Genomic DNA, 13,681 nt, shown 5'->3' with positions numbered 1-13,681 from the left:
ACTTTAACTATTGTATCGTGAGGTTCAGATTTATAAAGTTTTGCCAAGGCGCTGGGGTTTTGCCAGTAAGGGATACGTCAAGTTGGTCGAGTTGGGCTAGTGCGGGCGATCGCACTCATAATCAATAAGTTTTGTAACAAATATTGATTTGGTAAAGGTCGCAGCAGTCGGATTTTCAGTATTCGATCGGCATTTTGGAAATATATCTGGTTTCGACTGCAACACACCTAGGTAAGATCCTTGCGATCTTTGGTACAAGTAGGAGATCTAGGCGATCGGGCCCAAGCTGTGGTGGTGGGAGTCGATCCCCATTGGCTAGGAGTCAAGGGATCGACTTTTTTGGACGGATTTCCGATCTTTTCAAGGTGGGGATCGTTTGGTAAGCGAGCTGTTGACGGCTTGGGATGCAGCGGGTTCAGCTTCAGTGCCCTAGCAAAAGCCGACCTCAAAAATCAGGATGCGGGTAGAAGTTATAAGTAAAATTACTGGGAGTTCTTGGCAAAAGTTTCTGAGAATCGCAGAATATTTTGTGATGTTCTTTGCTTTTCTTAACGGCTTTGATACTCTAAGATAGAAATAGAGCTGCGCCGCTCAATTAATGAGTATTTTGAATACTAGGGAGCCAACTATGCAGGGTGTGAAGTTTATCCACCTGAAAGTTAGGGAGTTTTCTGAGTGATTGCTATCTCAGCCCGTCCGGTCGTCGGACGCAATTGGATTACGATTAGCTTCGCTTCTACCCTATACCTTTGTCCTATTTTGGATCTGCTCCTAGCAGAGATTCCGCCTCACTGGCAAGCGGAATTACGGTTGGGGCTTCAAGAAGCTTTGGTAAATGCCGCTAAGCATGGAAATAAGTTAGACCCCAGTAAAACTGTTGGAGTCCGTTTTTCGATCGTCCAAAACGAATATTGGTGGGTGATATCAGACGAAGGTTGTGGCTTTAAAGCACCTTGCGGTTGCGACCTTTATACCGATACTTGCGACAGTCTCATAACAGAGGATGTTGCAGATAATTCTGCATTCCCCCATGTTGAACAAGAATGTGGTAGGGGGCTGTTTATCCTTTACCAAATATTCGATCGGGTTGAGTGGAATTCTCAAGGCACAGAGTTACGGCTGTGCAAAGAACTTCCCAGTCGCTACCGGCTGCCTCGCTTGCGCTAGAACTGATATTTGGCAGCATTTTTCAGCTCGGCTCGACCTGCAATTTTTTTCGTTTCCTCGCTGAACCGAGGATGGAAAATTTTGAGTATCAAGCTATTGATAGTAGGTCAGGAACTCAGGGCTTAAGCCACTGAGCTTGTAAGACATTACAAGCTGTTCTGACCAGACCCCTATACGGAGGAGACGTTATTTAGGTCACGACACCGGCGAATGCGACGCTAGTTTTCCGCTCTGTCATCTGCAATTAAACAGTTTTAAAGTCACTGAAACAGTGTTGCAGGTCTAACAAGCCTTTATAACCAGGTCGAAGCAAACATTACCCCGCAAGGGAGATCGAGGCAACCATACCTCACCGGAGGGGCAACCATACCCCTCCAACCCTCGCCAGAGGGGATTTAAGGCGGTTGAAACCGCCCGCGTCGTTTCCCCTCTCAGGGCTAAAGCCACGCTCGTTTCCCACTTACCGATTGATTTTGATGATAATGCAAAATGTGAGTTTTGAGTGAGAAAAGTATAAATCTTTTTTAGCTCGCAATCGCGCTGCTCGATCGAGTAGCGCGATTGTTTGAGTTTTGGGATCTAATCAAATATTTAACTCAAGACTCAAAATTATTTGCCGTGAGTCGGGCACGGAGGTGCACAGATCGATCGATCTAACCATCCTGCTGCTTGGTTTAAGCGCGGCAGAGCTTCTTCGGGCTGATTTTTCAGCAAAAAGACCAAAGCGGCCGCGGCTTGCTCTCCGGCCCGGGCGGAACGGTTGGCTTTGAGGCGGTGCCAATCTCTTTCGGAAATGGCGAGGCGGGCTGCGAGGGCTTGAGCCAGTTCTACTGTGCTCAGCTCGTTGAGGTTGACAGTTTGGGTTGTTTGTGTAGTTTCAAGCATAGATGGCAATTATAGCTATTTGGCTGCGGTTTCTGAATTGAAAAAATATACTGCATATAATAACAAGTTAATTGGGAATTGTTTTTTTCAGTATTGTCGGGTTTGCAGATCGAAATGCCTCAACAGCCGTCAGAGTTAAATCGGGAAGATTCAGAAAATGAGTTTGTGCAGGCGATCGCAGCAGTGGAGCGATCGCTCGCAGCAGTCAAAGAGCGTTACACTCAGATTCAGTGCGATCGCCAGCGCCAAGCCGAACTCGGCAACCGGCGAGAAGATGTCCGCCAGTCTCTGCGCCAAAACCCATTACCGCAACTCAAGAAAGAATTGCGGGAAATTGAACAAGAACTGGAAACGATCGAGTTAAATTTAGAAAGCAGCCTGTTTTCTTGGGGAAGCATAAAACAACCTTTTTGGCAAGCGGTTCGCTTTGGGGGACTCGGTATTTTGCTCGGTTGGATTTTGAAATCCTATGTCGGTTGAATTATGTTAGGAGTTATGATTTTTTTTACCGCAGAGGGCGCAGAGGGCGCAGAGGAAGAGAAAAGAGAGAATTATGGTGCAAAATATTAAATAAACAGGATTGGATATGACAAATCAACGAATTGCAGCAATTTTGCGCGCCGGCGAACCAGACGAAACTGTAACCATTCAAGGCTGGGTTCGTACTAAACGCGAGTTAAAAGAATTTGCCTTTGTGGAAGTCAACGACGGTTCGGCGATGGCTAACTTGCAAGTAGTCATTAATGCTGATTTGCCCGACTTTGAAAATATACTCAAACAAATCAATACAGGTGCATCTGTAGAAGTTTCAGGAGTGCTGGTGGCATCTCCCGCGAAGGGACAGCGAATTGAGTTGAAAGCTTCACAAGTACAAGTTTACGGCGAAGCAGACCCGCAAACTTATCCGCTCCAGAAAAAGCGCCATTCCTTGGAATTTTTGCGAACAATCGCCCATTTGCGGCCGCGCACTAACACCCACGGTGCTGTTTTTCGAGTCCGCAATGCTTGTTCGGCGGCGGTACACCAATTTTTTCAAGAACGCGGTTTTTTGTGGGTTCATACTCCGATTTTGGCTGCTAGCGACTGCGAAGGTGCGGGGGAAATGTTCGCGGTTACTAACTTCGATCTAAAAAATGTGCCGCGCACTGATTCGCAAGAGGTTGATTATGCGAAAGACTTTTTTGGAAAGCGCGCCTATTTAACTGTTAGCGGCCAGTTGGAAGCGGAAGTTATGGCAATGGCTTTCGGCAATGTTTACACTTTCGGCCCGACTTTCCGAGCGGAGAATTCCAATACTTCGCGGCATTTAGCTGAGTTTTGGATGATTGAACCGGAGATGGCTTTCTGCGATTTGCAGGGTAATATGGATTTGGCTGAGGCGTTTTTAAAGTACATTTTTAACTTTGTTTTGGAGCATTGTCCGGAGGATATGGAGTTTTTCAACGAGCGGATTGATAAGACTGTTTTGGCGACTGCTGAAAATATTATTAACAATCAGTTTGAGCGAATTACTTACACGGAGGCGATCGCACTTTTGGAAAAAGCTGACAAAAAGTTTGATTTTCCGGTAAGCTGGGGCTTAGATTTGCAATCGGAACACGAGCGCTATTTGGCTGAGGACTTGTTTAAAAAGCCGACGATTGTCAGCGATTATCCCGTCGGGATTAAAGCATTTTATATGCGTTTAAACGAGGACGAGAAAACGGTGCGAGCGATGGATGTTTTGGCTCCGAATATTGGGGAAATTATCGGCGGTTCGCAGCGGGAAGAACGGCTCGATGTGTTGGAGCGGCGCATGGACGCGCAGGGTATGAATAAGGAGGAGTTGTGGTGGTATTTGGATTTGCGCCGCTACGGTACTGTCCCTCACGCTGGCTTTGGTTTGGGGTTTGAAAGGTTGGTGCAGTTTATGACGGGAATGGGGAATATTCGCGATGTGATTCCGTTTCCGAGAGCGCCTTTGACTATTGATTTTTAGATGCAGACGGCGGTTGAAACCGCGCCTACAAAAACAAAGTCCGCCGGACGCCGACTGAAGACAATAACATAATCTTCACAGCGCGTTATTTAACCCCTCTGAGCTCGGGTTTGGTCTGTATAGACGCGGTTTCAACCGCGAGCGTCTTCTTTTCCCATCTCAAATCTAAAATCTAACATGGTATAGGCTCATGGTTCTTCAAATTCCGTCGAGTTCCAAAGCACCAACTGTCACCTGGGAAGCCCTACCAGCCGACTTTATTTTACCGGACGATCCTGTGGAAAATATTCAACAACCGCCCCTTGCTGCCTCTCTCACCGATGCTCTGGGAGCCGCCGGACTTATTGGACTCGCCCTAATTGGTTCCAATTTTGGACTGGTAGCGACTATCAATCAGAAAACTGTAGTTAAAGCACCCGATTGGTTTTACGTGCCACAAGTGCATCCAGTTGCTGAGGGGACGATTCGCCGCAGCTACACGCCGAATCTGGAGGGTGCGCCGATATCGGTGGTGATGGAGTTTTTGTCTAATGAAGATTACGGCGAATTGTCTGTGCGATCGACTCCTCCCTACGGTAAGCTCTACTTCTACGAACAGATTCTGCAAGTTCCTACCTATGTTACTTACGACCCCTACGAGCCCAAGTTGGAAGTGCGGTATCTGCAAAATGGGAGCTATGTAACCCAGACTGCTGATGCACAGGGACGGGTGCGGATTCCAGAGTTAGATTTATGGCTGGGGATTTGGCGGGGGGAACGTTTGGGACAAACTATGAATTGGCTGCGCTGGTGGGATTCGCAGGGAAATTTGCTGCTGTGGAGTTCGGAACAAGCCGAACAGGAACGGCTGCGGGCGGAACAGGAATGCCAGCGGGCCCAACAGGAACGTCTGCGGGCCGAACAGGAACGTCTGCGGGCGGAGGTATTGGCGGCAAAGTTGCGGGAGTTGGGTGTCGATCCCGATTTGCTGACATGAATCGGGCGATCGGGCCGCTACTCAATCCAAATTGACCCTACGGCGCTTCAAACCCAGCCTTACTGCTTGAATGCGATCGGGTTCAAATTGGTATTATAGCAATCCTTGCAGGAGTCGTAAAATTTTTACCCCTCCCCAACCCTCCTCGAACCCGCGGGGAGGGAGTAAGAAATTCACAAATGATTTAGGATTGCTATATAGCCCGATCGCCTACCGACTCAGTATTAATTATAGTAGCTAGATCGGGGGAAAGAAAGAGATCGGGAAATAGTAAAGTTTCTAAATAGTGAAACTTTATTCCATAAAGTTTTTTAATTTCTTGGATTTGTCCAAGAATCTGCTCCTTGTTGATACTCTGATTGCTTTTGATTCCCACAATCATTATATTCTTACTCGTATGTTCAGCAGCTATAAACTCAAAAACCTTGGTTTTGTAGCCAGACAATTCAAGTAAAAGCGCTCTTAATCCATCAGTCACTATTTCCGATTGCCTCTCTAGCAAAATGCCAGACTTCAGCAGATCCTTCAAAACGATATTCGGATGAATTTGTTTCCTAACTTGCTTGTGACAGCATGGTGCTAGGATAATCAAAGAAGAATCAGATTGTATCCCTTTATAAATTGCATCATCTGTTGCAGTATCACACGCATGAAGTGCGATGGTTATGTCTGATTTTTCAGCGCTATAGTTACTGATATTGCCTTGTTTGAAATGTAAATTTTTAAACTCAACTGATTGGGCGACTGAGTTACAAAAATCTACTAAATGTATTCTGCTTTCTATACCAATAACTGATCCTTCTTTGTCTAAAATATTGTTCAGAAAATCATAGATTGCGAATGTTAAGTATCCTTTGCCTGAACCCATGTCAACTACAGAGATATGACTTTTCGCTGCCAATCCTGATGATTCAATTAAGCTATTTATAATTTCTACAAACTTATTTATCTGTCTAAACTTATCTTCCATTGTTTTTACGATATTACCTTGACTGTTGGTAATACCTAATGCTGTGAGATATAAATTGTTTTCTGATTGAATATACCGTTTTTTATTGCGATCGTGTTCCTGCGGAACCGTATCAACAGGATTGGTAAAAGTAGGCTTAATAAATTTAAGTTTTGGTTTTTTATCTTTGCCATATTCAAGTTGGACATCCTGCGTCAGCGAGAATAATCTAATACTCATAAATTCACTTCCCGTCAGGGTTTTGATTAAATTTATTCCCTCTGCAATTAGGTAATTTTTTACTATTTCCTTAGTTTTGTAGCTATAGGTAAAAGAAAGTTTTATGCTTGATTTAAATTGTACGCTTCTCACAATGATTTTAGTTAAGCCGTCTTCTTTTCCTCGATATTTTCCTAAAGTTAATCTGATAAATTCTTGATTTTCTATACTAGAACCTAGAATTAACTCGAATTGCTCTTGCGTGTTGATATTCATTATATTATTCAGTAGCGGTAGCGTGCGTCGCAGAAAGAAAATTTACAAATTAAAGTCAAAATATCACAGCAACGCACCACACAATAGTCTGGTGCGTCACACGAATTATTGATTAAGTCGCCGATGGAATTGTGATATCAACAGATTGCACTTTTACCGAAGTTCCTAAGCTCGATAACGGCGGTTGAATTCCCGCAGTGTTTCCCACTACTAATGTTACCAAATTCTCCGGTTTCAAGTAAGTCTTAGCTACACGCTGCACGTCGGCAATTGTGGCTGCTTCGACGCTGCGGCGGTACCGAAAAATGAAATCTTCGGGATAACCGTAGTATTCGTAGCGCATTAGTCGCGACAATGTTTGACTGGGATTTTCAAATTTGAAGATGAAAGAATTGAGGGTGGAATCTTTAGCAAAAGCTAATTCTTCGGCGGTAATTGGTTCGGTGCGAATTCGATCGATCTCAGCGCGGATTGCTTTGATAAACGGTACTGTCGCGTCCGATCGCGTTTGGCCTCCAGCTACAAACGTCCCAGGATAGTCAAATCTCGGACTCCAAGCCGCGTAAACACTGTAGGCTAAGCCTTGGCGCGATCGCACATTATTGAACAAACGCCCGCCAAAACCGTTCATAACCCCATTCATCACGTCCAAAGCACCGTAATCTGGGCTGTTCAACATCCCGCCCAAATGCCCCATCTGCACGTAACTTTGACTCAATTGCGGTTGATTTACCAAAAATATGCCGCCTTGATTCGCCGGCGTTACCGCTGGTAGCGCAGGCATTTCTGCACTCTGAGTCGGTACCCAGTTGCCGAATTTTTGCTCCACGAGCGATCGCATTTTAGCCGTATCAAAATCGCCAGAAATACCCAAAATCATATTCTTCGGGTGGAAATACTTCTGGTAGAAACCCACCAAATCGTCGCGGGAAATATTGGCAATAGTCTTGTATTCTGCTGTGCGCGCGTAGGGACTGCGATCGCCATAAATCAACTTTTGAAACTCGCGGCCCGTAATATCGTTAGGATCGTCGTTGCGACGGGCGATGCCACCTTGCTCTTGATTCTTAGCTAAATCCAACTTTTCCTTAGCAAAAATTGGCTCCCGAATCACTTCAGAAAACAAGTCAAATACAGGTTCCACATCTTCAGCTAAAGCACTAAAATTAGCGTTGCCAGAAGCAACATCAATCCCCGTTTCTACAGAAGCTGCCCGCTGTTCTAGCAACTGATTTAATTCATCAGCCGTATGGCGACTCGTGCCACCAGTTCGCATCACTTCTCCCGTCAAACCTCCCAATCCAATTTTATCAGCAGGTTCAAAACGATCGCCCGTGCGAAATAGCGCCGTTCCCCCGACTAGCGGGAGTTCTCTATCTTCCATCAGATAGACTCGGATGCCATTTTTTAGCTCGAAGCGAGTGTATTTAGGCAGTTTAATTTCTGCCAGCCCCGGGAATTTTAATTCGTCATAGTGCTTCGGCCCAGCCGCTAGGGAAGGTAACAAATTAAACGTGCCAAGTGAAACAGTAAAAAAGCAAAGTGCCAGCAGAAATAACTTGACTTTTTTCAGTCTCAATCTAGTCCTTTTCATTCTTGCTCCTAATTTTCATCTATTGACCATTGGACGAGGCAGAGCCTCGGGATATGCGTTCCCAGGCAGAGCATGGAAACCAGTAAATCTCGCTTTTCTCCGAGGCCAGATCCCCCTAAATCCCCCTTAAAAAGGGGGACTTTGAGAATACTCCTGTCCCCCCCTTCTTAAGGGGGGCTAGGGGGGATCTAGACCTAATCGCCAGACAGAATATCGGCACTAGGTTTCAGCTTAAGTTGACACCAATGCCCTCTTCCTTCTTCCTTCTTCCCTCTTCCTTCTTCCCTCTTCCTTCTTCCTTCTTCTTACAGCGACAAAAGCTTGCCAATCGTGCGATTTTCCGGGCGGAAAGTTGCCTTGGCTACTCGCTGAATGTCAGCGGGAGCAACAGCAGCGATCGCATCTAATTGCTTAAACAGATTTTTCCACGAACCAGTTTTTACTTGATAGTCCAGCAGCGAAAATGCCATGCCCATATTAGAATTGAGCGATCGCAATAAACCAGCCCTCGCCTGAGTCTTCACCCGTTCCAACTCCAAAGCAGACACCGGATCAGTTTTTAGGCGATCGATTTCCTTACTCAAAGCCACCGCCACCTCATCAACCGTCTTACCCGGAGCAGTTTGAGCGTAAAACAGCATCAAATTCGGGTACTTTTCCCCCGGATAACCGCTAAAACCTTGAGCAGCTAGCGCCAATTGCTGTTGTTCAACCAAAGACTTATAAAGCCGAGAAGTGCGGCCGCTGCTGAGTAAAGAACCAATGATTTCATAAACCGCATTGTCAGGATGATTCATCGCCGGCCTGTGGTATCCTTCCAAATACCAAGGTTGAGTTTTTAACTTCAGCGTCACTTCCTTCGTTTGTGTTTGCGGAGGCTCCACAATTTGCAATTCAGGAGGTGCTGGTTTCGCCTTGTAGCGGCCGAAATAAATTTGAGCAAGACGCTTCACCTCCGCAGCTTTAACGTCTCCTACCACCGCCACAGTCAGCTTGCTGGGGATATAGTGACTATCGAAAAAATTCTGCACCTGGCTGCGGGTGAGGTTCTTAATATCTTCAGTGTAGCCAATCACCGGGCGACGGTAAGGATGAACAGAGAAAGCTTTGTCAGCAAAAACTTCGACCATTTGCCCGATCGCCGAATTCTCAGTTCGCAGCCTCCGTTCTTCTAAAATTACCTGTTTTTCCTTGTAAAATTCCCGAAAAACAGGCTCTAAAAAACGCTCGGATTCTAGCGACATCCACAGTTCTAACTTGTTAGCTGGCAGACTGTAAAAATACATTGTCGAGTCGATAGAAGTAGCGGCATTTAGTCCAACTCCGCCTGCTTGTTCGACAATTTTACCGAATTCATTGCGCTTGACAAATTGCAAAGCTTCGGATTCAACCTTGTCAAATTCTGCTTTGAATTTGGCGATTTCTTCAGTTTTGCCGATCGCCTTCGCTGCTTGCATTTGCTCGAAGAGTTTATCTTGTTTTTCTAGCAGCGGCTTTTCGGCTTTGTAGTCGGTTGTGCCGATTTTGGGCGTACCTTTAAAAGCTAAATGTTCCAGGTAGTGGGCGACTCCAGTTTGACCCTCTGGTTCGTTGGCGCCTCCCACGTCGGCGTGAATCAGAAACGATGCTACCGGGGATCTGGGCCTTTCGAGCACCACGAATGTCATGCCATTGTCGAGCTTAAATTCGGTGACTTGCTTGATTACGCGATCGAGCGACGGTTGCACAGACACTAATTGCGAGCCGCTAGCGGGGTTCTCGCGAGCGAGGGCGATTTCGGGGGAAATTCCCCACCACAGCAGCACAGCGGCGAGTAGGGAGGCAATGAATCGAGTTTTGGGTTTGGGCGATTCCCTAAGGGATCGCTTCGCCGCGCGTGGTTTTTGGAACTGCGGGATCATTCGATTTTAGATTTTAGATTTTAGATTTTGGATTGTCAAACCTGAGGTTTGTGCCGAATACAAGAGATTCTTGTTTAAGGATAAAGATTTTTTGAGGCATAAGCGATCTGTTGCGCCACAGATGTTAGGCTGATACAGCAAATCTCAAAAAGGGTCATTCGATTTTAGATTTTAGATTTTGGATTTTGGATTGTCAAACGGCAAGAAGTTTATGCCGAATAACAAGAGATGCTTTTTAAGCATAAAGATTTTTGGGGGCATAAGCGATCTGTTGCGCCACTTCCAGTTTAAGATTAAAGTCGCGCACTACTTAAAACTTAACATTATTTCGCCCGCCCGCCCCAAACCCGCAGTTCCAAGTGCATGAACCTAATCAAACGTAAAATACGGCTCGCTTAAAAGCTTGCTGTGTATGTCTTCCTCCTTCTTCCTTCTTTCTTCTTCCTTCTTCCTTCTACTTAAATCGCCAATTACCCATTCCAAAGCCATGCGAATTTTTAATCAGTCTCCTCCTTCAGAAACAGAAACCAAGAAACGAATTTTACAAGCAGCTCAGCGGTTATTTGCCCGCAGCGGATACGACGGTACGACAACTCGGGATTTAGCAGCGGCGGCGGGGGTGGCGGAGGGTACGCTATTTCGGCATTTTGATAATAAAAAAGCGATTTTGGTTGAGGTGGCGACGGAAGGATGGGTGGAGTTGCTGACAGATTTGCTGACGGAATTGAGCGAGATGGGTAGTTACAAAGCAGTGGCTCAAGTGATGCGGAGGCGGATGCTAAATATCCGCGAGAATAGCGATATGATGCGGGTATGTTTTTTGGAGGCGCAGTTTCATCCCGATTTGCGCGACAAAATTCAGTTGGAAGTCATCGGAAAAATGAGTATTGTGGCTGAGGCTTTTTTTGAAACGGCGATGGAAAAAGGAGTTTATCGGAAGATGAATCCAAAAATTGTCGCTCAAGTATTTTTGGGAATGTTTGCCGTCGCCGGTTTCAGTCAGAATACAATTATGGAGCCGAATGCTTCCCCGCAGGAAATGCAGGAAATGGCGGAAGGATTGGCAGAGATTTTTCTGAATGGGGTTTTAGTTAAGGATTAGTCAGTTGGCAGTGGTTAGTGGTTAGTGGTTAGTGGTTAGTTGTCAGTTGTCAGTTGTCAGTTGTCAGTTGTCATTAGCGCGATCGTCCCCGCTCGCGAACGTTATTAGCGCGATCGTCCCCGCTCGCGAACGTTATTAGCGCGATCGTCCCCGCTCGCGAACGTCATTAATCATTGGTCATTAGTAGTTCGGTTTTTTTCCTTCTTTATTCTTCCACGCATTTGTTAAATCCGTCGAGCGAATCCTTTGCCTAACTTTCTTCTACCTTATGGAAAAAATCTTAGACTATTCTATTAGGCCGCTAACGCAGGAAGACGAGCCTTTTTTGTGGCAAATGCTGTACGAAGCGGCGCACATGGCAGAAGAAGGTGAATCAACGGTGGAAGCTGTTGTGAATCATCCTTTAATTGCGAAATATGTCAAGCATTGGGGACGTGCAGGCGATATGGGCTTCCTAGCAATTGAATTGAACAGCAGCCAGCCAGTAGGAGCGGCGTGGCTGCGTTTATTTCCAGGGGATGACAAGGGATTTGGCTGGATTGACGATACTATCCCGGAATTGGCGATCGCGGTTCTTCCAGAATACACAAATCAGGGTGTAGGAACTCAATTGCTGGCTCATTTGTTGCCAGCAGCCAAAGCATCTTATCCAGCGGTATCCCTGAGTGTCAGAAGCTCAAATCGGGCCCTGAATTTGTACGAGCGATCGGGATTTAAAGTAATTGAGGGAAGCGAGATAATTAACCGCACAGCCGGGACATCATTGACTATGAAAATAGATTTTGATTGAGTAAATTATTACTCATCGTTAAACTCGTACATTTGCCGTGCCCAATTATCCCGATTTTCCTGCCATTCATCAATAAATGCTTCCCAAGTTGTATTGCTTTCTAGTTCCAGCAATAAACTTGATACTTCTTCAAGAGTCGATGCTGCTTGACATTCTTCTACCCAACTTTCCCGGCGCCGTTTCCATTGATTTTGCACCGCTTCCCACTCGATGTCTGATTCCAATTCAACTAGAAATTTTGCTAACTGTGACGGATCGACTGCTGCTTGCACGTCGCTCACCCAACTGTCGCGACGTTCTTTCCATTCTTGCGTCACTGCTTCCCATGCGAGGTTGCTTTCAAACTCTAACAGTAATTGGTTCAGTTCTACCATATTAAATGTTTAATTGTTTGCAGTTTGTGCTAAGGTGATTATACAAAAAAAATCAACAAAGAGTGTTAAAAAAATTTTAAGATTGCAGTGTCAGTGAAACTACGGAATATATATCAATACGGTTAACTTAAGAGATGACAACAGGGAAAACTCATGAAAAATATACATTGCGATTGCTTCGTTCCTCGCAATGACCATCTTAAGTGAACCGTATTGGAATATATATAATTGCATAATGAGCGATGAATTTAGGTTAGATAGGCTAGATATTCCCAGGAGTTGGAATCGCGGGACAGGCGACTGGACGGGAGTGGCGGCTGCGATGCAGAGAGGGGAAACTGTAGAAGTAATTCAAGAAGTTGGTTCGACTTTGTGGCGAAACAGTCTGCCGGAAAAACATTGTTTGTATTGGGATGGGGAAAATATATCACCTATCAAAGGGCGAATTTGGATTAGTTTTACCCAGAGAAGATTTGCGCCGGAATCTGTTTTGCCGAAGGTTCAGTGGCATCCGAGAGTGTTGTGGGTAGGGATAGGTTGCAAGGCCCGAACTTCGCGAGAATTAATCGAAACTGCGATTCAAAGTGTCTGTCGCAGTTATCATTTAGCGGAAAGTGCGATCGCAGGTATTGCTACAATAGACACTAAAGCAGGCGAAATCGGCTTGCTGGAACTTTGTCGATCGCGAAATTGGCCGTTAAAAACCTTTGCGGCTGATGTTTTAAGTTCCGTTGAAGTCCCCAATCCTTCAGATGTTGCAGCAAAATCAGTGGGAACGCCCAGCGTAGCAGAAGCCAGTGCACTTTGCGCGATCGAACCAACAGATTACACAATTATCAGCAACAGGCAAGATGCCTGTTCCACAATTATTAGCAACAGGCAAGATGCCTGTTCCACAAAGAGTGAATATTCTGCTTGTGGGGTGGGCATCCTGCCCGCCCATAACAGGCTTTTAGTGCCAAAAAAAATATTTTCCACTAAAAATCCCCTCCCTTTACAAGGGGGGGTTAGGGGGGGTTCTGCGGTAACTGTAGCCGTTGCAGTTTGCCCGATCGACTATCCAGGATAATATCTTACTGCTCGACACCGGTATTCACAAATCGGCCAATCAGCCCAGAAACCAACGACAACACAATTGAACCGAACAAAGCAGGCCAAAAACCGTTAATCGCAAAACCGATACTGAAAGCACCAGCCAACCACGAAGCCAAGGAAAGCGAAATCGCATTCACCACAAACAAAAACAAACCTAAAGTCAGAATGCTGAAAGGCAGCGTCAGCAATGTAATAATCGGCCTGACAACCGCGTTTACAAATCCGATAACTACAGCAGCCAGCATCGCCGCCGGAAAGCTCGTCACCGCAATACCTGGTACAATGTTAGCGGTAATGATCAGCGAAACGGCCGCTACTATCCAAGTTAAGAAAAAACTTAGCATATCTTTTTTTCATCTCCATCACTATTAATTA

15 protein-coding genes are annotated in these 13,681 nt (G+C 45.6%); 8 read left to right on the top strand and 7 right to left on the bottom strand.

All coding sequences use genetic code 11. From position 1 onward, the window contains the following. Positions 1-77: 77 nt before the first annotated feature. A complete protein-coding gene (locus JGK14_RS14010) occupies positions 78-227 on the bottom strand; it encodes a hypothetical protein (RefSeq protein WP_325315195.1) in 150 nt (49 codons plus the stop codon). A 13-nt stretch (positions 228-240) separates the two neighbouring features. Here JGK14_RS14010 and JGK14_RS14005 point away from each other — a divergent pair, with 13 nt between their 5' ends. Together JGK14_RS14005 and JGK14_RS14000 are read left to right on the top strand one after the other, a co-directional pair. Further along, positions 241-480 carry a hypothetical protein gene (locus JGK14_RS14005; RefSeq protein WP_293181563.1) on the top strand — a complete coding sequence of 80 codons (240 nt, stop codon included), beginning with the start codon at positions 241-243 and terminating at the stop codon, positions 478-480. A 195-nt stretch (positions 481-675) separates the two neighbouring features. Next, the gene (locus JGK14_RS14000; RefSeq protein ID WP_293181560.1) at positions 676-1,167 is read left to right on the top strand and encodes an ATP-binding protein; all 492 of its coding nucleotides are present in this window, start codon (positions 676-678) and stop codon (positions 1,165-1,167) included. A gap of 609 nt (positions 1,168-1,776) precedes the next feature. Here the strand turns inward: JGK14_RS14000 and JGK14_RS13995 are convergent. Beyond that, positions 1,777-2,052 (bottom strand): DUF6439 family protein, encoded by a 276-nt coding sequence (locus tag JGK14_RS13995; protein ID WP_293181557.1) that lies wholly within the window; start codon positions 2,050-2,052, stop codon positions 1,777-1,779. A 114-nt stretch (positions 2,053-2,166) separates the two neighbouring features. Here JGK14_RS13995 and JGK14_RS13990 point away from each other — a divergent pair, with 114 nt between their 5' ends. The 3 genes from JGK14_RS13990 (at position 2,167) to JGK14_RS13980 (ending at position 5,006) form a co-directional block, all read left to right on the top strand. After that, positions 2,167-2,532 (top strand): DUF2203 domain-containing protein, encoded by a 366-nt coding sequence (locus JGK14_RS13990; RefSeq protein WP_293181554.1) that lies wholly within the window; start codon positions 2,167-2,169, stop codon positions 2,530-2,532. Positions 2,533-2,638: 106 nt separating this feature from the next. Then, entirely contained in the window at positions 2,639-4,030 is a 1,392-nt protein-coding gene (gene asnS, locus JGK14_RS13985; protein WP_293190183.1) for an asparagine--tRNA ligase, read from the top strand. A gap of 190 nt (positions 4,031-4,220) precedes the next feature. Beyond that, a complete protein-coding gene (locus JGK14_RS13980) occupies positions 4,221-5,006 on the top strand; it encodes a Uma2 family endonuclease (RefSeq protein WP_293323615.1) in 786 nt (261 codons plus the stop codon). 193 nt (positions 5,007-5,199) lie between these two features. Here the strand turns inward: JGK14_RS13980 and JGK14_RS13975 are convergent, their stop codons facing one another. The 3 genes from JGK14_RS13975 to JGK14_RS13965 all read right to left on the bottom strand — a co-directional run bounded on the left by JGK14_RS13975 (position 5,200) and on the right by JGK14_RS13965 (position 9,945). Then, on the bottom strand, positions 5,200-6,450 hold the full coding sequence (locus JGK14_RS13975) for a class I SAM-dependent methyltransferase (RefSeq protein ID WP_325315194.1): 1,251 nt from the start codon (positions 6,448-6,450) through the stop codon (positions 5,200-5,202). A 112-nt stretch (positions 6,451-6,562) separates the two neighbouring features. Further along, complete coding sequence (locus JGK14_RS13970; RefSeq protein ID WP_293269665.1) at positions 6,563-8,044, bottom strand: M16 family metallopeptidase; 1,482 nt, start codon at positions 8,042-8,044, stop codon at positions 6,563-6,565. Between the two features lie 305 nt (positions 8,045-8,349). Further along, positions 8,350-9,945 (bottom strand): M16 family metallopeptidase, encoded by a 1,596-nt coding sequence (locus JGK14_RS13965; protein ID WP_293181533.1) that lies wholly within the window; start codon positions 9,943-9,945, stop codon positions 8,350-8,352. 487 nt (positions 9,946-10,432) lie between these two features. On the opposite strand from JGK14_RS13965, the gene JGK14_RS13960 reads away from it, so the two are divergent. Together JGK14_RS13960 and JGK14_RS13955 are read left to right on the top strand one after the other, a co-directional pair. After that, entirely contained in the window at positions 10,433-11,047 is a 615-nt protein-coding gene (locus JGK14_RS13960; protein WP_293181530.1) for a TetR/AcrR family transcriptional regulator, read from the top strand. A gap of 268 nt (positions 11,048-11,315) precedes the next feature. Continuing rightward, complete coding sequence (locus JGK14_RS13955) at positions 11,316-11,837, top strand: GNAT family N-acetyltransferase (protein WP_293181527.1); 522 nt, start codon at positions 11,316-11,318, stop codon at positions 11,835-11,837. Between the two features lie 8 nt (positions 11,838-11,845). Here the strand turns inward: JGK14_RS13955 and JGK14_RS13950 are convergent, their stop codons facing one another. After that, complete coding sequence (locus JGK14_RS13950; RefSeq protein ID WP_293181524.1) at positions 11,846-12,211, bottom strand: hypothetical protein; 366 nt, start codon at positions 12,209-12,211, stop codon at positions 11,846-11,848. Positions 12,212-12,446: 235 nt separating this feature from the next. On the opposite strand from JGK14_RS13950, the gene JGK14_RS13945 reads away from it, so the two are divergent. After that, on the top strand, positions 12,447-13,280 hold the full coding sequence (locus JGK14_RS13945) for a cobalamin biosynthesis protein (RefSeq protein ID WP_293269663.1): 834 nt from the start codon (positions 12,447-12,449) through the stop codon (positions 13,278-13,280). Between the two features lie 4 nt (positions 13,281-13,284). Here JGK14_RS13945 and JGK14_RS13940 read toward each other — a convergent pair whose 3' ends face one another. Next, complete coding sequence (locus tag JGK14_RS13940; RefSeq protein WP_293190171.1) at positions 13,285-13,650, bottom strand: phage holin family protein; 366 nt, start codon at positions 13,648-13,650, stop codon at positions 13,285-13,287. Positions 13,651-13,681: the final 31 nt, after the last annotated feature.

Origin of the sequence: Microcoleus sp. PH2017_28_MFU_U_A, assembly GCF_020738035.1 — a bacterium.
Taxonomy (GTDB): domain Bacteria; phylum Cyanobacteriota; class Cyanobacteriia; order Cyanobacteriales; family Microcoleaceae; genus Microcoleus.
The sequence above is the reverse complement of the archived record's forward strand: the minus strand, read 5'-3'. Positions and strand labels throughout refer to the sequence as shown.